The organism is Paenibacillus sp. FSL H8-0168 (assembly GCF_038592955.1).
GTDB lineage: Bacteria > Bacillota > Bacilli > Paenibacillales > Paenibacillaceae > Paenibacillus > Paenibacillus polymyxa_B.
Genome location: NZ_CP151948.1, coordinates 2,846,091 through 2,869,334, shown reverse-complemented (window position 1 = coordinate 2,869,334; position 23,244 = coordinate 2,846,091). Strand labels below are relative to the sequence as shown.

The window sequence follows — 23,244 nt, the reverse complement described above, 5'->3', positions numbered from 1 at the left end:
CAACCCAGGGATCGGTTCTATCCAATCCGCATCCTAATAATATGTTCCGGTGTGATTCCGAAGTTATCCGCTGTAAATAGTATTCTAAGCTGACTAAAAGAGGGCACTGTCACAATTTCCTCTCCTACTTCGGGGTACCGTCGTAAGATTAAATCGGACCTCACTTCAGATACAAATTCATCGTTGCTTTTCAATTCAAATCGTGGCAGATGACTAATAAACTTGGATCGCTTTTTGCCAACTGCCTCTGCATCTTCTTCTTGCTTCCGGGATGCGTAAGGGTAGAGCAGATACATACCAAAATGATATAGATGAATATCTATCTTATTGTCCATGAGCTCGTCCACCAGGTACTTGAGCATTACGAGACGGTCAGGCTTCTTTTCGGCATTCAAAAAGATATCATATCTGTGTCTCAGGTTTCGAAAGAATCTTTCCGGGTATTGGTATACATATTTAGCTTTAGGGGAATCTTCCCATCTATCTATCCACCGACGCACAATAACTGGCCAGACGGCACCCGCATACCCGTTCATCCCTCGCTCCATGATTCGTTGAAAAAAGTCCTTGAGTTTCTGTAATTGTTCATTAAAATTATCTATCTTGGTTTGCGTTCCAGCCATAAAAAATCCCCCTTTTCAAGTCCTCAATTATTGGCATACATATCGACCTGCACCCGGCTGCAGGCTGGAACTTCCCCAATCGATCTGATTGACTCCGCAGCCGCTTCCAGGTCCTCAATCAATTGAACTCAATAGGTTTCAATATATTTGATTACTTGATCTACAGTCGAAAAAGGTTCTTTATCTAACTTTTTTACCAATCGATCAAAAACCTTATTTTCAAATCCCGATTCATTTCTCAATACTTCAAACCGGATGTTCTCCTCTACCGCCGGCCCTCCAATTGTAACTTGATCTCCTATCAGCATACCTTCAAGATTAGCTTTTCGACTTAGGCTTAGTTTCATAAAACTCATCCTTTCCTTATTAATTAAGTCCAACTGATCGACTGCACAGCCCGTAGCAGTTATTCAATCAATCTTTACCTCTAAAAATTTTCTCCCGCTGGATTGATGGCTGAACCGAAACATTGTTATCTCCTGACTACAATCAATCATTTTAAGCCCATTATTTTTAAACAGGCATTCAGCATATCCTTGTTTTTATAGATTACAACAGTAATCTCCTGTCGTGCTCTCGTTAGCATTTGGTACAGCATTTTGTCCATACGATAGGGAGGTGCCCCCGCTTCTCTAGTAGACAAAAGCTGCCCAGAATCGTTGTAATAAAAACGCTCGTTTATTACAACGGCAACTTTATCAAATTCTTGTCCAATAACATGATGAGCGTTTCGATTTCCCACTGAGTACTTATCAATTGATAAAAGGTAATAGCTGGAACTGGTATAGTCGATTACTTCCCAACTATTTTCTTTTAACTGCTCTAACTAGTATCGCAAAGATTTTGCAGAATCAAAGTACTGAAGATGAATATTTTTATAGTCCATATTATTGTTGATATTATTGGTATTGAATAAATTGGTAATAAAAGCTACAATCTCCTTATTAGTCCTTATCTTTTGAGTGAGTTTATATTTTTTATGATTTAATTGCTCAATCTTTCCGACTGAATTGTTTAAGAGTTCTTTAATTTTAGTAGTAAAGACTTGATCTGGGTCGTATGGAAAAACACATTTAACTTGGTTTTGTCTCACATAATCAATGATAATCTCTAGTTGGTGGATGTATATTCGCTGTGTTTCATCAACGATGATAAACTCATATTTTTCCTTTTTTTATAAAAATATATATAAATCTTTAATTGGGTGAGGTTGTAGGTCTAAAATGGTCTACCATTGATCTGTTCAATAAAACGATCACTATCAGACATACGGTCACTTCTGGTTCACTGAATGGAAAGTTGCATCAATTAGCAATTTATAAACTCAACCAAAGTTCCTATCATGACACAATAAATTATATACTGGAATATCTATCAATAGCAGTTCATATGAATGTATATAAGGAATTCATTACAACCACTGCTATGTATGAAAAAGTGCGAAAATTAGCTACAACTGAGCAGCAACAACAATATGAAAATATTATAAAGGGAGTGCTGACAAATGAAAAAAGCATTGGCGGATATGTGCCTAGCAGTTGCGCTTTTTAGCGCTATCGTTCCAATTACTACTCCTACTGAAACAGTTGTACCTTTCAACCACGGGTAAACGGGTAGTTTGTTAAAAGAGGCTGTCCCAAAACTAAACATTTGAACGCCCTCACCAGAAAAATAGAATGATAATCGTAAAAAGCCAAGGACTAAGCGGTCTGTTTTCGCTTAGCTCCTTGGCTTTTGTCTTGCGTGGCTCTTTAGCCGCAAATACTCTTGCTCACTTTGATATCGCGATCCCCTTGGTTTTTGTACACTGCGGCTTTAACGCAGCCCCGTTGTTTCTTTGCACTCCACCTAGGCGACATTCTTTAGCTTGGCGTATTGTTGCAGGTGTAAGGCTTTTGCCGAAGCCCAACCACCGTTGACAAATTGACATCGGACAGTTTGTCCGATATAATCAAAACAAAACGGACAAACTGTCCGAATTTATAATATGAAGGGTGAAACTGGGATGAATATAAAAAAGTTGTATTTTTTACCTGTAGGTGAATGTTTCCTAGATCAATCGGCAGTTAATCGAACCCTTGCCCCCGGGAAATTAGTCGGAATGCCTGTGTGGTCTTTTCTATTGGAAACGACCAGCGGGCCGATACTCATCGATACGGGAATGCCCGACGCTTTTATCAACAATCCCGATTACTACAAGGGGACTAGACGTGAAGGGCGCGTCGTCCCCAACATGTCTGACGGCGACTCAATCGTAAATGTGTTAAAGCGTGTAGGTTATCGACCTGACGATATTCAAATGGTCATTAGCTCCCATTTACACTTGGATCATTCTGGGGGAAACGGGCATTTCCGCAATACGCCGATCCTTATTCAAAGGGCAGAGTATGATGCGGCCATAAACAATGAGGATTACTCTCCATTAGGGTGCAGGCTGCCCGATTTACAATATCAAATCATTGAGGGTGACCATGAATTGATTCCGGGGGTTCAAATTTTATTCACTCCGGGTCATTCCCCTGGCCATCAATCAGTCCTTGTCACAACGGAAAAGTCGGGTCCAGTGCTACTGACAATTGATGTTGCTTATACTCGGGAGAACTTCGAGAAAAGCGTACCGTTCTTGACATTCGATCAAGAGATGGCTGCCAAATCGATTACTCGCATGCAGGAGTTAATTCAGGATGTTCGGCCGTCCTATGTTTTCTTGGGACACGATAGAGATCAGGCGCAAAAATGCCGCACCTTTCCTGACTTCCTGTAATGGAGGGACAGGCTATGGATACTCAATCAATGGCTTTATCCGGCAATGAGCGGAAATTAATGGGGACACTTTGCTTGCTCATTATTTTCGGAAACATCAATATGACCATGTTTAATTTGTCTATACCTTCGATTTCCGCTGACTTTGCCCTGACCTCCTCGCAGGTGAGCTGGGTTATGGTCGGTTACAGCATTTTGATGGCTATCGGCGCCGGTACTTACGGCAAGTTAACGGAGTCCTTTTCCTTTCGCCAGCTGTATGTCATTGGTTTAATCCTTTTAGCTTTCGGCTCTATGATCGGCTTTTTTGCAGCTTCATACTTGCAAGTCATCATTGGAAGACTGCTGCAGGCAGCAGGGGCCTCATCCATCTCTCCCCTGTCTTATGCGGCAGTAACCCTGTATTTTAAGCCTACAGTCAAGGGACGGGTGCTGGGAACCTTATCCGCCACAATTGCCTTTGCTTCCGGCTTCGGGCCTGTGTTCGGCGGTTTCGTGGAGCAATACTTTGGCTGGCGTGCTTTGTTCATCGTGTCCAGTCTGAGCCTATTTGTTATCCCTTTGATATTCAAGTATGTTCCTGACAAGAAACACGACCGCGGTTCATTCGATTTTCTCGGAGCTGTTTTGTTCTCCGCGGGACTGGCGTTGGTATTGCTAGGGGTTACGAACTATTGGTTTATGCTCATTGCAGGAGCAGCAGTTCTTCTATGGTTCGGTACTCATATTCAGAAAAAAGAACATCCATTTATCGATGCATCTTTCATGAAAAATGCTCCTTACCGACGAATTCTAGGGATTGGATTCCTTACCTTCGTATGCAACACGGGGTTAACCTTTACTCTTCCTGTCATGATGAAGAATTCCTTTCATTTACCAACTAGTAAAATCGGTCTGCTGATGCTTCCCGGTGCCGCCTGTGCAGCCTTGCTCGGATCCCGGATCGGAGGTTGGACAGATCGTTTCGGAAGCTCCCGCGTGCTTGTCATATCGCAAAGTCTCGTCATCAGCGGATTTATACTACTGGGGGTATCCGTACATTTGCCGCCATGGATCGACGCTTTATTGATCATTATCCTTATGATTGGATTCAACGGTGTCCTCACCTCTAGCAGCAATTTAGTTTCGACGACACTCCGTTCGGCTGAGCTGGGTGTAGGGATGGGTATTTTCACACTGGCCTATCTCCTAGGCGGAGCATTCGGCCCTGCGCTGGTCGGCCGACTTATTGATCTAAAGATGCCTTTTTCTGTTGTTTATTTTACCATTTCCCTGTTGGCAATCCTGACATACTTATTCGCAAGAAAAGCAAATCGTAGCGGAAGCTATGGTAATTAGTTTGGTAGACTTACGACATGTCCGAAAGATACGGAGGATGAATAGATGAGTAAATTAAATTTCCAACTGTCCTTTGCTGCTATTCATGAGCTGGCCGAGGGGATCCGAACAAGGGAAATATCCCCGGTAGAGATTACAGAACATGCGCTTCACCGCATCGAACGTTTGAATCCGAAACTGAACGTTTTCGTTACCCAAACGTCCGAACTGGCGATTGAACAAGCGAAGCAATCGGAACGCGATATTATGCATGGTCGGTACAAAGGGCCCCTTCACGGGATTCCCATCGTTCATAAGGATCTATATTACACTAAAGGGATCCGAACAACTGCCGGTTCAAAAATATTGAACAGCTTCGTCCCCGATTACGATTCGACGGTTGCAGCTAAGCTACATGAGGCTGGAACAGTTCTGCTAGGCAAAGTACAGACTCACGAGTTCGCTGCGGGATTGACAACAACTAGCCCGCACTTCGGTCCTTGCCTCAATCCGTGGAACACTGAACTTGTAACGGGAGGTTCAAGCGGCGGCTCGGCTTCTGCTTTAGCGGCTGGACTTACTTATCTGGGCACAGGCTCGGATACCGGAGGTTCGATCCGCATACCCGCTGCTTTGTGCGGTGTCGTAGGGATGAAGCCGACGTACGGTCGGGTCAGTCGGTATGGTATCATTCCAATGGCCTGGTCATTGGACCACTCGGGTCCGTTGACCCGCTGTGTCATGGATGCGTCCCTGTGCTTGGATGTGATGTCTGGCTTCGATCCAAAGGATGAATCGACTGTCGATCTGCCTGCGCCAGGTATCAAGATGTATCCGAATGGTCTCAGGGGTGTGCGTATCGGATTGCCGACAAGCTACTATTACGAGGATTTGATGCCGGAAGTGGAAGCTGCGATGAAGGCCGCTATCAATAAATTCCGAGAACTGGGAGCAGAAATCATCGAAGTTAGCCTGCCCCTGATCAAACATGTTAGAAGTGCGACGATGGCCATTATGATGACGGAAATGTACTCGTACCACGAGAAGTGGCTTGAGACAGAATTGGAACAGTATGGACCGGACGTCCGAATGTTTCTTGAAAGCAGTAGAGATATTCCGGCTTCCATTTACCTTCAGTCTCAGCGGGCCCGGCAACTAATTGTCAATGATTTTTTGAATGCATTGTCCGGAATCGACATCTTGTTGACGCCGGCAACACCGATCACTGCGCCGCGTGCAGATGATGATGCTAGTGTATTCAGATTGAACTCATTTACGGTTCCGACCAATTTGACTGGCTTGCCTAGCCTGAGCATGCCTTGCGGCTTCTCACCTTCCGGTCTGCCGATTAATATGCAATTGATTGGCCGCCCCTTCGAAGAAGCGACAGTACTAGGTATCGGCAATACTTATGAAATGAATACAGACTGGCACAAGAGACATCCGGATTTGTAAGCCTGACTATATTTGATGGAGGGTAATCTATGGATCAAAAGCAACTTAACTCTGAAGTTAGCAGGAAAGCATCAACCGAAACCGGAACAGATACGACGAGCGACAAGAAAAAAGCATACGAGCAGTTTATTCATACGATCGCAAGTTTAAAGGAACTGGACCTATCGGGCATTGAACCGCATTTGCCTCCAATTTACAAAAAGCACTATACCAAGAATTAAAAAAAAGCTCATCGGTCACCCAAATGAATGTATTTTTAATTTTTCACGAAATGTATTATAATTATGAAGACGGACAACATGTCCTATACACGAAAAACGGACATATTGTCCGTTTTTCGTGTTAAATAACAGTTAAATTAATGATGAAGGGAGATGTTTATGGTGAATTCAGAATCGCAATCTGTCTCTCTGAAAATTCCCAGAGAGGAGTTAAACCGAAGACGAATTTTGGCGGCGGCTAGAGAACTTTTCATCAAAAACGGTGTTGACAATGTCAATATGCATCAGATTGCGAAGACTGCTGGAGTAGGACAAGCAAGCCTATACCGCCGCTACTCGGATAAGGGCGACATATGTCAGGAGATCGCGTATGAAGAATACCAACCTTTGTTTGATGAAGTTCAAGCATTTCTTGATCAATCCCCAGAAACCGCTGCCTTGGACCGGCTTTACCATGTAATCGTAAGATATGTCTCTTTTTTAGAGGCGAAAGTTCCTTGGCTCTGTGAGGTCAGCCGGGCCTCAACCGGGCATCGTCCGTTACAATCTCCGTTATGTCAATGGATGCGCAATATAAGCAGAAATCTGCTAAATGAGGCCGTTGAACAGGGAGACGTATCCGGGGTGGACATTTCATATACTATTGAAGCCCTGCTGGCCGTGCTTCACAATATCGATTACCATCTCCAAGGTGAAGGCTTTACAAGCCAACGAGTTCTTGATGGATTACACCGCATATTTATTGAAGGTTTAAGAGCTAATAGACATTAATTGAGGGGCTGGCCACAAAGCCACATAACATGGATGAGGGATAGTCCTGCGTAACTCCTCTTTTTATCTCATAATGGTATATTGAATGTACAAAGAAACCATATCCTTTCAAATGGTCGGGTGGTACCTCCATTTTACCCAGGAACGGTTTCTTATTGTTTTACAATTGGAGAACAGGACGTCCCTAGTCATTTTTATGACTTATGGGACAACCCTTTTTTTCTGCCAATGGCTGCTATGCGAATTGTCCGGATCGGACTTCCATGGGACGCTCTCCTTATTCGGTCTTCTTATCATCAGCAGCGCTCTTTCGTCTACTTCCTGTAGGCTTCGTAGCAGCAGGCTTAGTGGCCTGAGAATCCATGGAGAACAAGCAGGTTTTCATCTTATGTATTCCAAAATTGCAGTTGAAGAGATTTGTACAGCACTTGGGGATTTTATTAAAATTTAGTCTATCTTTCTCCTTACGGATATACAGTAATACTTCGGGCATAGATTTATATAAAGTATGGTAAAATAGCTTTCCTTACTACATTGATTGATGGATTTTCATGAGATAAATATAGACACCATACCCCACGAGAGAATACATCGATTCCAAGTGTAATCCAGGGTCGATCAATTACAAGACCTGTTACATCATCAATCACCTGCATATCCAAGCGTGTATGATCCATCTGAATAATATCCAACCTATATATGGCCTCTCTGTTTGCATAACCACGGGCGACTTCATCATAAATAGTCTTAGCCTTATTTATATTTCGAAGTCTTTCTACTGCCTGTTTATCAATTCGGTCAATAATATCGGAGATTGTGCTATATTTAACTTCTGCTTCGTTCACCTTCGCGCATCTTCGTTCTACTAATCTATGTATTGTTGCTTTCGATACACGATATTTATTTAGGTAGTCCCTTTCAAGACTTTCTTTTAATATTTCAATTTGCTTATCAGTAAGACGGACAAGAATAGTATCCAGTACAATTTCTTGCCGTTCTGGATGGCAAATTGTCATCACATTGTTATCTTTTCTTCCTGTGTATCCTTTTCCTTTATTTGATATTAATCTCTCAAGTCCTCTGGATATCGATGCGTCTTCGTATTTTCTATAATTTGCCAAAATTCGCGTAATGGTTGCCCTGGATCCGCCATACTTTTTCACAATTTTAGAGATTAACTCTTCTTGCTTAAGTTTAAACACTTCTTCATCCTCATGAAGAAGTTCCTTATATTTATCATTAAATTTTGACACGCCTTGAATATTACCATTCTTTATCTTTTCGAGTAAAATCAGCGGCTGTATCAGATCAAAACGTTTACTGACCTCATCTCTTTTTTTCGGATCTAATTTTGCAAGTACATTATCGTATGACTTCTTCTCTTGTTGCTTCTCAAGTTTCATCGAGGCTTCCGGTACAAAAGTCGGGTGATTCACTAAATCAGTAAAAAATATCTCTAGATCCTCACCATCAGGCCTCCTTAGCCACACATGAGGGGGATTTATGGTAACCACCTTGAACTTTTTCCCATAAAGACAACACTAAGCATATATCCTGATTTGGTTAAATGCCATACAACATTCCTCCATCTATTTTTTTACTTGGGGGTTCACCTGTGTGTTTAGTGATATTATGCTACGGGATGAAATAAGCTCGTTGAGATTGGTGATTAATGTTCCTTTTGCGATGAGGTGATAAATCAATGGTTTAATTAAGAGGGGATCTGTATTGTTTACGAATGTGGAGGAAAGATGGTCAACTGGACAAGACCCAAATACACTGAAGTCGATAGATAACAGGGTTATACCATTGTGAATAGTACTTTCTCTCTTTTAAAAAACCTTTCAAAAACTTAAGGTTACAGGACAGAGATATCGGAGGTGTTTTTGGGAAAACTACTTGATATTCCCAATCCTTTTTTGATGCGTATGTTCTACAATATTTATTACCCAATTCTGTTCGATCATTGTTTCGTTCTTCTTTGGGCTCCAGTTTTATTTGATAAAGTAATGGAATATACCCTTGCCTAAAAACCAAAACATCAGGAACATGGAACCATTCATGCCCTTCCTCAAAGATAGACACTTCAACTGGTTGTACATAATAACGAATCACTTCTGTATCCAATTCGAGATAGTAGTAAAAGAGACGTTCGGATAATGACTCATACTCAACGGTTCGTTTGTTTTCTGACTAAAAAAACTACCGATAATATGATGATGGTAGTGACTTCCACGGTTACTTACTTTTCGTTTTGGTAGATATAACTCATCTTCCAAACTCCACGTCCAACTTCTCCAAGCCATAACCAAACCACCTTTACGAAAAGTATCAATTATGATTCTAAATTTGAATAATCAGTCTCAATTATTACCGTTACTCACACCAGCACTCTATCCGCATAATGTTTTGCTGCATAGTAGGGGAGGATATTGTCATGCCAGTTCTTCCGGTTATTCGCCTGAATTGCACTGACCATAATAAAACGATCAATACCTGCCTTTTCAGCCGCTTCAATTGTTTTCCCAGCACCATCAAGATCGATTAACAACGTTTTTTTCATATCCCGTTTTTCCACCAGAGCCAGCAGTAAACACTATAGCATCGCACCCCTTAGCGGCTTCTGCAATGGAGTCTACAGTCCCTTCCAAATCTGCAAGGATCGTTTCAACGCCCTGTTTTTGATAAGCATCAGCTTGTTCTTGTTTCCTAACCATCGCACGGACTGTGTGTTCTTTGTTTTCTTCCAAAAAAATGGATAAGATATTGTCCGATTTGTCCATTTGAACCTACCACCAAAACCTTCACCTAATCACTCCTCATTATTATATTTTTTCCTTTCCCATTAACTTAAATCACCATTCTTGGGCAGTAAGGTCGATCATCTTGTTCTAATTAAACATTAAGTAACCGAATGGTTTAGCACATTACCAAATAAAAAAACATGCGCATGCATTTAATTTAGTGAAAAAATGACTTGCTGTCAAGTTTTGAATACAAATATTGATTGCTTATCTTCTAGAAAAAATACGTCGATATTTTGAATAAACTTTGGTTCATCTTTGCTTTCTAAGTTCTCATCCTTCGGTACGTTAAACTTTGAGCGCTTCTGGTATCTACTAGGAAGCGCTCGTATTGTATATTAATTTTGATATGGAGGAAAATCTATATTCTCATGCTCTCCATAAAAAAGCTCAATGCGTTGGACACCCACTTTTTGGGATGAAGAACAAGCTGAATTTCCAGTTTGAGCTCGGCATGCTCAAAGGGTAACACCTTCAGCTCTTCCCGTTCGATCTCCTCCAGTGCAGCCATTAGAGGTAGAATGGATATACCCTCTCCAGTCTTGATGCTCCGTTTGATCGCTTCCGGATTACCCAGCTCCAGACTCACGCGATAGGTGATTCCATTTGCTCGAAGCACTCTCTCCAGCAGTTGTCTGTAGTTGCACGTATGCTCGGGCATGATCCACTCCGCATCAACCAGATCATTCAGGTCGATTCGCTCTTTAGCGATAAGCGGATGGTTCGGATGGACAATCAGCACAAGCGGTTCTTCTCGAATGGTAATCCACTGCAAGGCCGGATTGCTTGAATCGTCCGCGAGGATCAACCCAACATCGGCCTCCCCTTCCCTCACCTGGTGCAAAATCATCTCTTCGCGATCCGTATGCAATCGTATGTTCAGATCTGGGTATTCTTTGCGAGTCGCCTGCATATACGGCGGCAGAAAATACGAAGCGATGGAATCCATAGTACCGATCGTCATGGAGCCCCCGCCCTGCTTGGCCAATTTTTCTTTCGATTGCTCGAAAAGCTCCAGCATTTGTCCAGCAAGCTTGAACAGCTCTTCTCCGGCGGAGGTAAGACGAATCTTATTGTTATTGTAGCGCTCGAACAATTTAACTTGATACGTTTTCTCCAGCTTCTGAATCTGGGTCGTGACGCTGGATTGTGCGTAACCGAGCACTTCTGCTGCTCTTGTAAAGCTTTCACGAATGGCAACTTCCCGAAATGTTTGAAGATAAATGAAATCCAATCTGGCCACCCCATCGAAAATTTTGATTAGAATTATCGTTTATTATAGATAACTCTGATGCTGTTTCCTATGTTACATTAGATTTAATTCAACGGGAAGGGATAACTGATGATGATGAACGAACAACATATTCATGGGATTTTCATACCGCTGATTACACCTTTTACGCGTGACTATAAGCTGGACATCGATTCGTACCGGAAGTATGTTACCTATCTTGCAGGCCATGACATCCAGGGTCTGGTCGTTAACGGTACGACAGGAGAGTCGCCAACCGTATCCTGGGATGAAGTGAAGCTGATGGTACATGTGACGCAGGATGTTCTAAAGAGCATGAACAAAACCATTCCGATCGTCATTGGCACGGGAACGAACGATACCTATTCAACGGTGCATCGGACGGAAATGGCGGCTGAATTAGGAGCGGATGCAGCCATGGTGGTCACTCCGTATTACAACCGGCCGACGCAGGAAGGAATATTGGAGCATTTCCGTGTCGTATCTCGTGTAGGCCTGCCTGTGCTAGTATATGAGATTCCGGTTCGCACGGGTAGTCGCATGACAATAGATACAATACGCAAAGTGCTGGACCTAGATGGCATAATTGGGCTCAAGGACAGCACGGGCGGTCTTGATCTGCTCTTAAAATTGACCCAGTACGAGACCAAGCCTGTCCTCTGCGGAGAGGATACCTATTTCCATGCCATGCTATGCCAGGGGGCTACCGGTGGTATGCTTGCATCCGCTCATCTCCATATCCAGAAGTATGTGGATATATACCAACGTTTTGTGGCTGGCGACATGAACGGGTCGCGAGACAGTTTTATGCTACTGGAACCGATGATCCAGCATGTATTTGCAGAGCCAGCCCCGGCCGCGATCAAGTGGTGGCTTACCCAGCAAGAGATTATTGCCGGCGAGCAATTGCGTCTGCCACTTATGCCCCTGTCGGATCAGGTGAAGCAGGGTCTCCTGAATTCAATCGTATCCTGATAAATCAGCTTATCTCAGACTCCCCAATCATAACGTAGAAGAAGCATCTCCTGGACAGGAGATGCTTCATTTCTTAGCCGGAACAGGCAACCTTTAGAAAAACGAATTTAAGAAGATACCCTCTATAGTAGAACGCTGTAAATTACTGGTCCAAAATAAGTGAAGATGTATGTGACGCATAGCAATTTGGTGTTCGTAGACGCGTCTTTTATCGAGCTTAAAAAATGTCCGAAAGATCACTGCGCATCTTCATCCCCAACCAACCCCAACTTTCTGCCATCAGGAAAACATTTTTTACAAGTCCCGCTATCTGCATTGGGTTGTCTATAAGCGAAATTATTGCAAAAAAAGGGCTGCCGATGAATTTCACCGACAGTCCTTCTCTTTCAAGCAGTATACTCCTCACTCCTATTCGCTGGACAGCTCCTTGAGCGATTTGACTTTACCATGGGGATGCTGCTCTTGCTTTCGTGACTTCCAGGCTGCTTCTTTCCTTTTCTTCTGGTGAGCCATAACAGATATCCTCCTTTGGAAATTGTGATGTATACTACTTTCTTAAGTTGTCATTTCTCAGCTCTGTTCATTCATAAAACTAAATTCGTTGAATTTTCTCCTAAATATCACAATCCCAAATATAGGATGTCAAAATCGCTTAATCATAAAAATACACTCACGCACTTTATGTTTGCGGGGGTGTATTTTTATGATTAAGCAGCTCATTGTTCTATTATAATCCATGTATGAACTTACTTATTTAAAATAGGTATCTCTCCAAGCAGATTCTTTAAGTTAATAGCATCCCACGGCATATGCTCCGTTATACCTAATCCAACTACATCTGTTTCTTCAGATAGTTCTTTAATCAGATTAAGTAGCTGAGGCATTTGCATTGTTCCCGCAGGAGAAAAATTATAGGGTGCTTCAGGGTTGGCGAACAGTAAAGAACGAAATGCTTTTGGGTCAAGCACATCTAAATCAAGGTGAATAGCTAGATGCTTAATGCCACTTTCTTTAATCCACTCTCTAATAGATTCAGTACTATTCGTTAACTCTTTGGTTCCTGCAGTTTTAATCCCTAGTCTTTGAATCACTTCTGTGTCTGATTCTGCAGGAGCTATACCTAGTCTTTGAAACGCTTCTGAAATGGCTTCTGTTTCTTGTTCTGTAGGAGCCGCTAATCCCGCGATAAAAACATTTTCAGGTTTTAGTGGGATTTTCACACGTTTTGCAAACTCCTCATCTCCTTCTCCCAAAAGATTTCCGAGCGGTAATGTATGTCCGTTATCATAGCTCACATATCTAACTAAATCACTGTGAGCATCGATCCAAATTAAACCTAATTCCCCACCGTATCGTTCGTTCAAATAGGCAAATGGAGCTTGTTCCACTAAGCAGTCACCACCAAACATTACAATACGATCTGGCTTATGAGCATCAATGATATGCTGAGCCGCCTCTAACTGTTCAAGTAGCTGTTTTCTCCCATTCATACCGTTTTCGTTTTCAAGCGGAGTACCGTTATAAGCTTGAATTGGAACATGAATAAGGGGTTGATCATTATCCGGAGCTAGCCAAGCAAGCAGTTCGGCTCCAAAAGAGTAATTAGGATTGTTTCCCCCTTGCCATTGTGGCATTAAGAGGCGTATTGTTTTTTTAGTCATGTTCTTCTCTCCTTTACTTCAAAAGTAAGGTTAGTATAAACTGAACACAAATAAAAACGTAGTACGCACTATTTTGATAGGTACTACCCGAAAGGATATTGTAAACATGAGTATGGCTGAATTTAAAGGTAAAGTTAAAAACATTCAAGATACACCTTTTGGTTATACAGTTTCACTGATTGGTGGTAAATGGAAAATGGTTATTATTTATCTCCTAGCCGAAAACCGAACAGTTCGCTTTAATGATCTGAAAAGACAGATAGGGGCTATTACTTATAAAACATTGAGTTCACAACTAAAAGAATTGGAAGCGGATGGTCTGGTGAATCGAAAAGAATATCCTCAAGTCCCCCCTAAAGTCGAGTACAGTCTCACAGATAAAGCAGAAACGCTATTACCTGTTTTGGAAGGGTTATGTGAGTGGGGAACAAAAAACCAAAATAATTAAATCCAGTTTTCTACTAAAATCCTGTATGCGAAAAGTTGTCCTGTTTTCCAACATTGCTATTCCAAGTTTAAACTCTCTAGTTAAGTGAATCCAGCAATGGCTGAACAAAAGCATGCAACCGTTCTGCAAATTCTATTATCTTAATTATCGCTTCAAGCCAGATTTATTTCCCGAATCACTTCAAGCGGAACCTTCGGTTTTCGGTCTTCCGTCAACAATCCGTTAACTTCCTGCTGTACATCGGTTACCTGTGTATAGCAATAGCCCGAGAGATAGGGGGTCGCTTTAATTGCTCCGGTGATTGCACGGAAACGTTCGATAAAAGCTTCGACTGAATCCACCTGGTTTCCGTATCCCCAGCCCTTGTCCGTCTGGAAGGCAATGCCGCCGAATTCGCTTATGATAATCGGTTGTCCTCGGTAGGCATATCCCTTCTGCAAAGGCATATTTCCAATTGTTAAAGGAGATGCTGTTGTTTACGATGCTTTCCTTGTCATGATATCGCTCCAAAAACTCTTCGCCCGTCTCCACATAATCATGAAGGGTCAAAATATCCGAGACCGTATGCTCCCAACCGTCATTGGTAACCACTGGACGATACGGATCAATCGTCTTCGTCAGATGATAGATCGTTTGCGTGAACTGCTGCTGCCTTACATCATGTCCAATGGTCGATATGCCCCACGATTCATTGAACGGGACCCAAGATATGATGCTTGGATGATTGTACTGCTGCGGCACGATTTCCAGCCATTCCTTCGTAAAGCGGCTAACCGCCTGATCATTGAACTCAAAGGTCGACGCCATTTCTGACCAGACGAGCATGCCTTTCACATCACACCAATATAAAAAGCGAGGGTCTTCCAACTTCATATGTTTACGAACCCCGTTATATCCCATCGCAGCTATTTTATCGATATCTTCGATAAGAGCTTCTTCAGAAGGGGGAGTCAGATGAGTTTCCGGCCAGTAGCCCTGATCTAGAATCAGCCGCTGGTAAAGAGGGCCATTATTCAATAGAATCCGTCCGTTTTCAATCGATATTTTCCGCATGCCAAAATAGGAATACACCCTGTCACTCTCTTTCTCATCCTCATACAGAGCAAACTCTACATCGAACAAGTTGGGCGATTCCGGTGACCACAAGCACTGCTTCCATGGACCACCCGCTTCATGAAATACATGGGCCTCCACCGTTATCCAGGGCCTGTCGGCAGATAAGCTGACCTTTTTCACATGCTGTCCTTTCAGCGCAATCCGTGTCTCCAGGCGTAAATTATCTTTAGCCTCAATACCCATGAGCTGAAAGTCAAAGCGGATCATATGACGGTCGATATCCGGTGTTATCTTGACCTCATTGATTCTTACCTCATTGATTCTTACCTCATTGATTCTTACCTCATTGATTCTTACCTCATTCACATATTCAATCCACACACTTTTCCAGATTCCGGTGCTCTGTACATAAAAGCATTCAAAGTTTTGATCCACCCAGCGCTGCTTTCCCCGGGGCTGCGTGCAGCTCTGACTATCCTCCACTTTAAGCACGATGCTATTCTCCGAGTCGTAAGTGATATAGGGTGTGATGTCGAAAGAAAACGCAGCATAACCTCCTTCATGCTCACCAACCATAATTCCGTTCACCCAGCATTTCGCTTTATAATCTACACCCTGAAAATGTAGAATTGTCCTTTTCGCATTGCTCGCTTTCACCCATTTTGCCGTCGTCGAAGGCGAAATCCCACTCCCCATTCAAATCCAGCCACTCTTTGCGGACAAATTGCGGCCTTGGATAATTTTTGATATAAGCGTTTGTAGTCATACAGTTTCCACCTATCCTTTGATATATAATTAGTCACCTTAGCCTGATGACTTTACAGTGTATTGTTATCATCTGTAGGTCCGATCGTCATCCTTTACTTCCGCTTTGAAATACAAACAATAAAATCAATTTGTTACAATATTTTTGTGTCTTTAGGGGATTATATAGCGATGCGTTTTTAATGTCAACGCTTTCATTTTAATTTTATGTAACTAATAAACTGAATAAGGCTTTAGCTACAAAACACCTGCAACTAAAGCCTATCTACCTCACCCATATCTCAATTCATGACATAATTCACAGTCATTTTAATATTCTGATCATAATCTCCAAATTGCTTTCCGAACAGGTTGAGCCCACCTTGATGCACCGCATCTGGCTTAATTCCGATCCGTAGATGCAACTTGTGGCTGTTTTGCAGGTTGAGCTGATCCAGTGTAACCGAGGAAACCTTCTCCATATCCAGCGCAGTCTTCTCTTTATCTACTCGCCAGGTCTTGAGCAAACCATACTGGGTAGACCACTCATACCACCAGGTAGGATTCAGCTTGCCGCGCCTGTCTCCAAAATCACCGGGACACGTCCACATACCAATCTCCACGCCATTAATCCACAAGGAAATATCGGAAGGCCAATTGTTGTCATAGTTCGGTGCTTCTGAGCACATTTCCATCGATAGCTCAAGCGATTCTATTCGCGCTCCTGCTGGTATTTCGAGCGGCATTAAATACTCGACATAGCCCTTGCGGAACCATATCATCTGGGCTCCGATATGCTTCGGGTGAAAAAAACTCGCCGGTTCGTCCTCACGTATGATCATCCCGTCGGCATTGGCCATACCACACGTCGGTGAAATCTCACAATCGCTATAATGACCGATCGGCATGTCCACTTCGTAGATCTGTACATCCCCTTTGGGTACTGCTTTTTCAAGATTTAGCACAATATGAATGTCATCATAATTGCGGCTGCACATCTTCATCGCGCCGCGAGAGGCAGGCAGAAGCTCTGTATTAATCAGTCTAGCTGCCTCCAGAACCTTGATATTGTTGGCTACTGTAGATACCGGAAGTTGAAGTGCTTCCGCTATTTCTACAATATTAAGGTTTTTGGAAATCAAGAGGCGGAGAATATCAACTCGGGAACGGGTGGATAAAGCATGTGTAACCGTTACCAGCTTGTCCGGATCATCAAAACTAAGCTCAAGCATTGCATCACTCATCTCATTTTACTGTGATTATATTACAGTAAGTTTACTTGTATGCTTTGAAATAGTCAATAATATTGTATTAAATCATTATTTTTGTATTAAATACTGATCATGTTCGATTTTTCTGGTTCAAGAACCCATAAGAAAGACAACGATTATTGAGCCGAACCCTGTACACAAAAGCAACACGTTATTCCCTTGCTTTATGCAATAAAAAGCCACTGATCTTCGAACTAAGATCAGCGGCTGATCCTCTAATCATTTTAAACTTTCTTTAATACCCATACTCCATACGGTTCCAATGGTGCGGTACCAGTAAGCCTGCTACCGGAAAGGAGTTCCTCCGTCTCAACTTTCAGTTTAATCATAGCCGTTTCTCCGCTGTAATTCAGTAGAATTACCAGCTCTTCTTGTACATCCGCACGAATAGCGACTTCTACCGTCGAAGGAGCTTGGCACCACCCCGCAAGCGGAGATGTCACCGGCAGCTGTCTTAGGAGCTCAGCCGCTAACGCTAAGTCAAAAGCTGCACCCCAATAGTAGACGAGTCCCTCACCGACACGGTTGACAGTCAAGGCCGGTTTCCCTTCATAGTAGCTTGATGCGTACTCTGCGAGTACTTCTACCGTATCAGCATGAACATTCAATATATCGTTGAAGCCTGGAGCCCAAAAATCAAGTTCTTGATCCTTAAATCGCACCGATACAGGTGATGCCGTCCCATTTATCATCGTAAAGTCCTCTACGTGGACGCCGCTCATTGCGGCTGCAGGGCCTGGGAGTGGCTGCATGCGGCAGTGACCGAACTCGTTCTTATAACCGGTGCGGCAGCCGAAGATCAGGATGCCCCCATCCTCTACATATTTCTGTAACATAGCTGCCGTACTGTCTCGTAGGATCGCCGGATGCGTGTATACCAGCACCTTGTAATTGGCCAGTTCCCGCAGCTGTTCTGATTCCATACCCGGACGGATTGTAACCATATCCGAAGGTATATGTCCATACTGCAGTGCCTTGTACCAGCCGAGCTCACTTTGCTTTGTCAAGGGACCATACCATTTATCCAACTCGCCATCCCACTCGTTATCATAGTCACGAAGTAGAGCAACCTCTGCCACGTAACGTTTGCCAAGAATCCGCCCTCCAACCTTTTGCAGCTCCTTTCCGACGCGGCCTGCTTCTGCGACCCGACGATTCGGCTGATTGTGATAATCATTAATTCCATGCCAGTACATTTCCGTACCAAACGTTGCCGTTCTCCAGCGGAAATACAAAATCATGTCTGCCCCGTGAGCAATGCTTTGGTAGGTCCACAATCGCATCTGCCCCGGGCGTGGAGATGGCATCTCCATCCTGTTCACCCATCCTCCCGGACCGGATTGCTGCTCCATCACGCAGAAATTTGGTGAAATCCCTCTGACGTTACTTAAAGAAAGCCCCCACTTGCGATCCAGCAATGGCTTCTCCCCTTGGTCCGGATAAATGGTACTAAATTGAGGATAAGAATCGTACGAGAAAAAATCAAGCAGTTGATCCGTCATCCTATGGCTATCCAAATGCCCGAATACACCGTTGGTTGTCACCCACTGATTAGGCGCCACTGACCGAAGTATGTCCACTTGTAGCTTGGCAAACGAAATGGTGTTATCGGATATAAATCGTTTCTCGTCCAAAGCCTGATGAGGATTCGTTGACCCAGATACGGTCGGACGAGTTAGATGGACCTGCTTCCAGCTGTCATAAGTTTGATTCCAGAATACAGCACCCCAGGCCTTGTTGAGCTGCTCCAACGTACCGTATTTTGCCTCTAGCCAGCGCCGGAAAGCCTGATGATCTGCCTCGGCATAGAAGACGTTTATCTCGCAGTTCAGCTCATTATCAATTTGCCACCCAATGATGGCCGGATGATCTTTGTAATGTTGTGCCATCTCTCTTGTAATACGTGCGCAAAGCTCTAAATAAATGGGACTACTGTAGTTATAATGCCGACGCTGACCATGTTGGAACGTGACCCCCTCCATAGATACGTTCAGCACCTCGGGATACTTATAAGTAAGCCATGCTGGTGGCGTAGCTGTTGGTGTGCCCATGATCACTTGAATCCCGTTCGCATCTGCCTGCTCCAAGAAACGGTCAAACAGCGTGAATTCGAACTTTCCTTCCTCCGGCTCGAAGATCGACCAAGCAAATTCTCCAATCCGAATGATGCTGAATCCCAGTTCCTTCATTCTTATGAGATCGTCCGACCACAACGATTCGTCCCAGTGTTCAGGATAATAACAAGCTCCCAAATGAAAGCGATCTAAAGATAAGGATTTCGGCATGCTCCAATTCTCCTTCAGTAGAAGTGATAGTACGAAAATGTGATTCTCTGGTAACCGTATCTATTGTAATATAGGAATAAAAGGATTAGAATAACTCGATTTTGCTAATTGAATTACTTTTTTGCTAACTTACTCAAGGAGATGGACACATGATTAAAATAGATTGTTATCTTCCTTCGCCCATTCTAAATAAAGGTATGCTGTTTCCCGAATCATTAGGGCGTTACAAGAACTTCCCTAATCATGGGGAGCGAAGGAATGCAGGATTACTGAAAGAATACAATTTACATATCATTTTTGCAGGCAAAGGCGTTATTGTGCATGATGGGAAGGAAATCGAGCTTACCCCTGGCATGGGCTTTCTTTTCGACAAGCATACGACGCAGCAATATCGAACAAAACCCGAGGATCCCTGGGATGTTCGATGGATTCATTTCGACGGGCAGGACGTAGATTCGCTATTACAAGGTCGAAGCATTCACGAACCGTATCTGTTCTCGCTCCACCGACCAGAACGTTTAAAGCCACTGATGGAAGAAATGCTGCAACTTGCCCAAACTTACCGTCACGACTATGATGTACGGATCTCTTCCCTGCTTTATGAAGTTCTTCTGGAGATCGTCCACCATTCCCACCAAATTTTCGGCACCTCTCCCGGCGGCACCGTCCATGAGAGGATTCGTCATACGGCGGAATATATTCGTATGCATTGTCGGAACATGCTCGATTTGAAGACAATGGCTGCGACGTCAGGTTATAGCTCCTTTCATTTTAGCCGGCTCTTCCATCAGATCATGGGCAGCACCCCAGCTCAATATTTGCTCCAATGCCGAATAACGCTGGCCAAACATCTCCTTGTATCCACGGCACTCACTGTAAAGCAGATTGCACTGGAAACTGGCTTTCATCAAAGCAGCTATTTTATCAAGAGATTTCGGGAGCATACAGGCATCACACCGGAGCAGTTTCGCCAGCTGAGAAGGATGGGTTAGTACAATCTAAAAAACTCCTTCAATAGCTGGGCATGTGTGTATGGCAGCGTACAAATCGAAATTACAAATTTTGCAGTTGAATAAAAGAATAAGCGGCCGCTTAGGACGTTTGGTTAACATGTCCTACGCTACCGCTTCTGTTAATGTTTTTTATTTCGCTTATATATGGGATTATATTGTCTGTTTGGATATTGCTCCGAAATATTCTACAACTACCTCACGGAATTCCAGAGCAGCCCGCGAAATATACCGACTCCTGTGCCATAATAAAGCGATCTCCCGTACCAATTCGTGATTTTCTACTTGAAGATATTTAAGATGTTCCCGTGAGTTTCTTGCCGTGCTTGGTATGAAGGCTATGCCAATTTCAGCTTCCACAAGCGTACTAAGCCTTGCAGGTTCATCCCCCTCATACACATACTTAGGTATAAAACCTTCCGATTTGCATACAGAGTCCACTAAATCGCGAGTACCGTAGCCTCTCTTTACACCGACAAACCATTCATCCCTTAGATCTGTCAACGTTACACTGCTTCGATCTGCCAGCCGATGCCCCTTTGGAACAGCTACAAGGATTGGGTCGATAAACACGATTTGGCATTCGATGTCATCTCCCTCTATTGGAGGTGAGGACAAGCAAAAATCGACCTCTCCTCTATGAAGCAGCGTTACCATTTCCTGCGTGGTCAGCATTTGCACATGAAATTGAATAAAGGGTCGCTTTTTCCGAAACTCTCGCAGAATATTGGGTAATGTGCTTGCGGTGGTCACTGCCAATTCGAGAGTGCCATGTTCCGGGCTGGATAAATCACTAAGCTCCTGCTTCCCCTGCTCCAATTCAAATAAAGCCCTCTCTGCACGGTGAAGGAATCTACTTCCGAACTCATTCAATCGCAGTTTCCTCCCTGTTCGATCGAATAGAGGAACCCCCAGATCTTCCTCCAGGCGTTGAATCGTTTTGCTCAGCGACGATTGAGTAACGTGCAGACTTCGTGCAGCTTCGGTCACATGTTCCAAACGAGCTACCGTCAGAAAATATTGCAGTTGGAGAAGTTCCATTATGATCCCCCATTCATTCCCTCAAGTCAATGAGATTATAACATCAAATGCATTGGAATAAATAATCGATTTCAAGTACGATGACATTAATTCGCTATGGGGGGACCAGAAATGAGCGTTCGCAGCTGGTGGTTAATGATTTCAGTTGGTCTAGGGATACTATTGAACCCATTAAATTCTTCGATGGTTTCTGTTGCTATTCCAAGTCTGCAAAATGTGTTCCAACTTGACTTTACAGGTGTTTCCTGGATTATTTTTTCTTTCTACATTGCAAGTAGCATCGCACAACCTGTCATGGGAAAGGCCAGCGATTTATTCGGTCGTAGGAGGATATTTCTTTCTGGGCTTGTTGTAAGCTTCATTGCATCATTATTAGCTCCATTATCACCAAATTTCGGGTGGCTCATCGTGTTCCGCATTGTGCAGTCCATCGGAACAAGCATGATGGCTGGGGTTGGAATGGCTATTGTTCGAATCCATATTACAGAGAAACAAGCAACTGCGTTGTCTGTTTTGTCCATATTCCTATCTGGAGCAGCAGCGATTGGCCCCTTTATTGGCGGTGTCTTGATTCACTGGTGGAATTGGCCTGCTATCTTTTTCATCAATATTCCGTTTGTGGTGGCCAGCTTTGTATTGGCTTGGAGGACTATTCCTAAGGACGAACTGCCAACATCCGTAGCACGCAACATGTCCTTTCGTAAATGGTTTGAATTGATTGATGCATTAGGAATTCTGCTCTTCACAGTGGCTTTGGTTACCCTGCTCGTTGGATTACTCTCAGCAAAATCATCTGGGCATATCTCGTTAGGAAATGTCATTGTTGGGCTGATAGGTCTCGTTGCGCTGGGGATATTCATACGACATGAGTTAAAAGCGACATCACCCTTTATTCCTTTACGTACATTTGCCAAGTACCCTGCGATGACTTGGGTTAATGTTGAATTCATGCTCGTTAATGTACTATATTACTCGCTCTTTTTCGGGCTTCCGTCCTACTTGCAAATGGTACGTCATGTCAGTGAGTTCCAAACAGGCATTCTCATGCTAAGCTTAGGCTTGTGCTCGCTAATTACTTCTCCAATTGCAGGACAATGGATCGATAAATCAGGACCCCGACCGGCATTGCTGGTGTCCGCAATTCTGATGACATTGGGGTCAGTGTGGCTCGTGACATTGAATCCAACTTCACCGGTTATCAGCGTGTGTTTGGCTCTAGCTGCATTCGGTATTAGCAACGGTTTGAACAATGTAGGTATGCAAGCAGCCCTGTTCCAAAGTTCTCCAAAAGAAATAATCGGTGTAGCATCCGGATTATTTAACACATCAAGATATCTGGGAACCATTATCTCTTCATTATTGATAGCTATCGTAATGGGAGGTACGTTTAGCTTCAAGGGATTTCAAATGCTTGGGATTATCCTCACGGTAATTGCATTGTCTTTGGTATTCATGAGTCGGCAGCACTGGAAGTCAGCGCAATTGTATGAGTCGTAGGCCCACAAAGTTCATATCTCAAACCATTGCGCGGCACCAATCATCATGCT

The 23,244-nt window shown here is 43.4% G+C and carries 19 protein-coding genes and 2 pseudogenes; 9 read left to right on the top strand and 12 right to left on the bottom strand.

Translation table 11 applies throughout. From position 1 onward, the window contains the following. Nucleotides 1-17: 17 nt before the first annotated feature. On the bottom strand, nt 18-623 hold the full coding sequence (locus tag MHI21_RS12905; protein WP_341161399.1) for a hypothetical protein: 606 nt from the start codon (nt 621-623) through the stop codon (nt 18-20). Nucleotides 624-751: 128 nt separating this feature from the next. Beyond that, nucleotides 752-970, bottom strand: a complete 219-nt coding sequence (locus tag MHI21_RS12900) for a hypothetical protein (RefSeq protein WP_165179807.1) — start codon at nt 968-970, stop codon at nt 752-754. 1,658 nt (nt 971-2,628) lie between these two features. Between MHI21_RS12900 and aiiA the strand changes: the two genes are divergently transcribed. From aiiA to MHI21_RS12875, 5 genes are all read left to right on the top strand, one after another. Further along, nucleotides 2,629-3,387 (top strand): N-acyl homoserine lactonase AiiA, encoded by a 759-nt coding sequence (gene aiiA, locus MHI21_RS12895; protein WP_342420158.1) that lies wholly within the window; start codon nt 2,629-2,631, stop codon nt 3,385-3,387. A gap of 14 nt (nt 3,388-3,401) precedes the next feature. Beyond that, the gene (locus tag MHI21_RS12890) at nt 3,402-4,724 is read left to right on the top strand and encodes an MFS transporter (protein WP_061830911.1); all 1,323 of its coding nucleotides are present in this window, start codon (nt 3,402-3,404) and stop codon (nt 4,722-4,724) included. Nucleotides 4,725-4,769: 45 nt separating this feature from the next. Next, nucleotides 4,770-6,158 (top strand): Asp-tRNA(Asn)/Glu-tRNA(Gln) amidotransferase GatCAB subunit A, encoded by a 1,389-nt coding sequence (locus MHI21_RS12885; protein WP_029515916.1) that lies wholly within the window; start codon nt 4,770-4,772, stop codon nt 6,156-6,158. Between the two features lie 29 nt (nt 6,159-6,187). Next, entirely contained in the window at nt 6,188-6,379 is a 192-nt protein-coding gene (locus MHI21_RS12880) for a hypothetical protein (RefSeq protein ID WP_165179820.1), read from the top strand. A gap of 159 nt (nt 6,380-6,538) precedes the next feature. After that, nucleotides 6,539-7,150 carry a TetR/AcrR family transcriptional regulator gene (locus MHI21_RS12875; RefSeq protein WP_342420157.1) on the top strand — a complete coding sequence of 204 codons (612 nt, stop codon included), beginning with the start codon at nt 6,539-6,541 and terminating at the stop codon, nt 7,148-7,150. A 497-nt stretch (nt 7,151-7,647) separates the two neighbouring features. Here the strand turns inward: MHI21_RS12875 and MHI21_RS12870 are convergent, their stop codons facing one another. The 3 genes and pseudogenes from MHI21_RS12870 to MHI21_RS12860 all read right to left on the bottom strand — a co-directional run bounded on the left by MHI21_RS12870 (nt 7,648) and on the right by MHI21_RS12860 (nt 11,188). Beyond that, on the bottom strand, nt 7,648-8,553 hold the full coding sequence (locus tag MHI21_RS12870) for a hypothetical protein (protein ID WP_342420156.1): 906 nt from the start codon (nt 8,551-8,553) through the stop codon (nt 7,648-7,650). A gap of 983 nt (nt 8,554-9,536) precedes the next feature. Next, nucleotides 9,537-9,958 (bottom strand): annotated as a pseudogene (locus MHI21_RS12865) (NAD(P)H-binding protein); the annotation flags it as partial. A gap of 357 nt (nt 9,959-10,315) precedes the next feature. Next, on the bottom strand, nt 10,316-11,188 hold the full coding sequence (locus MHI21_RS12860; RefSeq protein ID WP_069292117.1) for a LysR family transcriptional regulator: 873 nt from the start codon (nt 11,186-11,188) through the stop codon (nt 10,316-10,318). Between the two features lie 108 nt (nt 11,189-11,296). Between MHI21_RS12860 and dapA the strand changes: the two genes are divergently transcribed. Next, nucleotides 11,297-12,181, top strand: a complete 885-nt coding sequence (dapA, locus tag MHI21_RS12855; RefSeq protein ID WP_342420155.1) for a 4-hydroxy-tetrahydrodipicolinate synthase — start codon at nt 11,297-11,299, stop codon at nt 12,179-12,181. Nucleotides 12,182-12,398: 217 nt separating this feature from the next. Here dapA and MHI21_RS12850 read toward each other — a convergent pair whose 3' ends face one another. The 3 genes from MHI21_RS12850 to MHI21_RS12840 form a co-directional block, all read right to left on the bottom strand. After that, a complete protein-coding gene (locus MHI21_RS12850; protein ID WP_342420154.1) occupies nt 12,399-12,551 on the bottom strand; it encodes a hypothetical protein in 153 nt (50 codons plus the stop codon). 38 nt (nt 12,552-12,589) lie between these two features. Then, nucleotides 12,590-12,694 (bottom strand): DUF6254 family protein, encoded by a 105-nt coding sequence (locus MHI21_RS12845; protein ID WP_023988604.1) that lies wholly within the window; start codon nt 12,692-12,694, stop codon nt 12,590-12,592. Between the two features lie 233 nt (nt 12,695-12,927). Next, nucleotides 12,928-13,842 (bottom strand): arginase family protein, encoded by a 915-nt coding sequence (locus tag MHI21_RS12840; protein ID WP_342420153.1) that lies wholly within the window; start codon nt 13,840-13,842, stop codon nt 12,928-12,930. Between the two features lie 106 nt (nt 13,843-13,948). On the opposite strand from MHI21_RS12840, the gene MHI21_RS12835 reads away from it, so the two are divergent. Continuing rightward, on the top strand, nt 13,949-14,290 hold the full coding sequence (locus tag MHI21_RS12835; protein WP_013310350.1) for a helix-turn-helix domain-containing protein: 342 nt from the start codon (nt 13,949-13,951) through the stop codon (nt 14,288-14,290). A 152-nt stretch (nt 14,291-14,442) separates the two neighbouring features. Here MHI21_RS12835 and MHI21_RS12830 read toward each other — a convergent pair. The 3 genes and pseudogenes from MHI21_RS12830 to MHI21_RS12820 form a co-directional block, all read right to left on the bottom strand. After that, a pseudogene (locus tag MHI21_RS12830) lies at nt 14,443-16,112 on the bottom strand (glycoside hydrolase family 2 TIM barrel-domain containing protein). A 280-nt stretch (nt 16,113-16,392) separates the two neighbouring features. Further along, nucleotides 16,393-17,322 (bottom strand): ArsR family transcriptional regulator, encoded by a 930-nt coding sequence (locus tag MHI21_RS12825; protein ID WP_342420152.1) that lies wholly within the window; start codon nt 17,320-17,322, stop codon nt 16,393-16,395. 263 nt (nt 17,323-17,585) lie between these two features. Further along, nucleotides 17,586-19,646: a beta-galactosidase gene (locus MHI21_RS12820; protein ID WP_342420151.1), complete on the bottom strand. Its 2,061-nt coding sequence runs from the start codon at nt 19,644-19,646 to the stop codon at nt 17,586-17,588. Between the two features lie 149 nt (nt 19,647-19,795). Here MHI21_RS12820 and MHI21_RS12815 point away from each other — a divergent pair, with 149 nt between their 5' ends. After that, nucleotides 19,796-20,638, top strand: a complete 843-nt coding sequence (locus tag MHI21_RS12815) for an AraC family transcriptional regulator (RefSeq protein WP_053325439.1) — start codon at nt 19,796-19,798, stop codon at nt 20,636-20,638. Between the two features lie 171 nt (nt 20,639-20,809). Here the strand turns inward: MHI21_RS12815 and MHI21_RS12810 are convergent, their stop codons facing one another. After that, nucleotides 20,810-21,697 carry a LysR family transcriptional regulator gene (locus tag MHI21_RS12810; protein WP_342420150.1) on the bottom strand — a complete coding sequence of 296 codons (888 nt, stop codon included), beginning with the start codon at nt 21,695-21,697 and terminating at the stop codon, nt 20,810-20,812. A gap of 111 nt (nt 21,698-21,808) precedes the next feature. Between MHI21_RS12810 and MHI21_RS12805 the strand changes: the two genes are divergently transcribed. Continuing rightward, complete coding sequence (locus MHI21_RS12805) at nt 21,809-23,194, top strand: MFS transporter (RefSeq protein WP_165179810.1); 1,386 nt, start codon at nt 21,809-21,811, stop codon at nt 23,192-23,194. The last annotated feature ends 50 nt before the right edge of the window (nt 23,195-23,244 follow it).

Coding starts and splice junctions, on each gene's coding strand:
- MHI21_RS12805 (WP_165179810.1), top strand. CDS start 21,809: ATGAGCGTTCGCAGCTGGTGGTTAATGATTTCAGTTGGTCTAGGGATA.
- MHI21_RS12840 (WP_342420153.1), bottom strand. CDS start 13,842: ATGACTAAAAAAACAATACGCCTCTTAATGCCACAATGGCAAGGGGGA.
- MHI21_RS12870 (WP_342420156.1), bottom strand. CDS start 8,553: ATGAAACTTGAGAAGCAACAAGAGAAGAAGTCATACGATAATGTACTT.
- MHI21_RS12890 (WP_061830911.1), top strand. CDS start 3,402: ATGGATACTCAATCAATGGCTTTATCCGGCAATGAGCGGAAATTAATG.
- MHI21_RS12905 (WP_341161399.1), bottom strand. CDS start 623: ATGGCTGGAACGCAAACCAAGATAGATAATTTTAATGAACAATTACAG.
- MHI21_RS12885 (WP_029515916.1), top strand. CDS start 4,770: ATGAGTAAATTAAATTTCCAACTGTCCTTTGCTGCTATTCATGAGCTG.
- MHI21_RS12835 (WP_013310350.1), top strand. CDS start 13,949: ATGAGTATGGCTGAATTTAAAGGTAAAGTTAAAAACATTCAAGATACA.
- MHI21_RS12815 (WP_053325439.1), top strand. CDS start 19,796: ATGATTAAAATAGATTGTTATCTTCCTTCGCCCATTCTAAATAAAGGT.
- MHI21_RS12880 (WP_165179820.1), top strand. CDS start 6,188: ATGGATCAAAAGCAACTTAACTCTGAAGTTAGCAGGAAAGCATCAACC.
- MHI21_RS12825 (WP_342420152.1), bottom strand. CDS start 17,322: ATGCTTGAGCTTAGTTTTGATGATCCGGACAAGCTGGTAACGGTTACA.
- dapA (WP_342420155.1), top strand. CDS start 11,297: ATGATGATGAACGAACAACATATTCATGGGATTTTCATACCGCTGATT.
- MHI21_RS12810 (WP_342420150.1), bottom strand. CDS start 21,697: ATGGAACTTCTCCAACTGCAATATTTTCTGACGGTAGCTCGTTTGGAA.
- MHI21_RS12820 (WP_342420151.1), bottom strand. CDS start 19,646: ATGCCGAAATCCTTATCTTTAGATCGCTTTCATTTGGGAGCTTGTTAT.
- MHI21_RS12875 (WP_342420157.1), top strand. CDS start 6,539: ATGGTGAATTCAGAATCGCAATCTGTCTCTCTGAAAATTCCCAGAGAG.
- aiiA (WP_342420158.1), top strand. CDS start 2,629: ATGAATATAAAAAAGTTGTATTTTTTACCTGTAGGTGAATGTTTCCTA.
- MHI21_RS12900 (WP_165179807.1), bottom strand. CDS start 970: ATGAAACTAAGCCTAAGTCGAAAAGCTAATCTTGAAGGTATGCTGATA.
- MHI21_RS12845 (WP_023988604.1), bottom strand. CDS start 12,694: ATGGCTCACCAGAAGAAAAGGAAAGAAGCAGCCTGGAAGTCACGAAAG.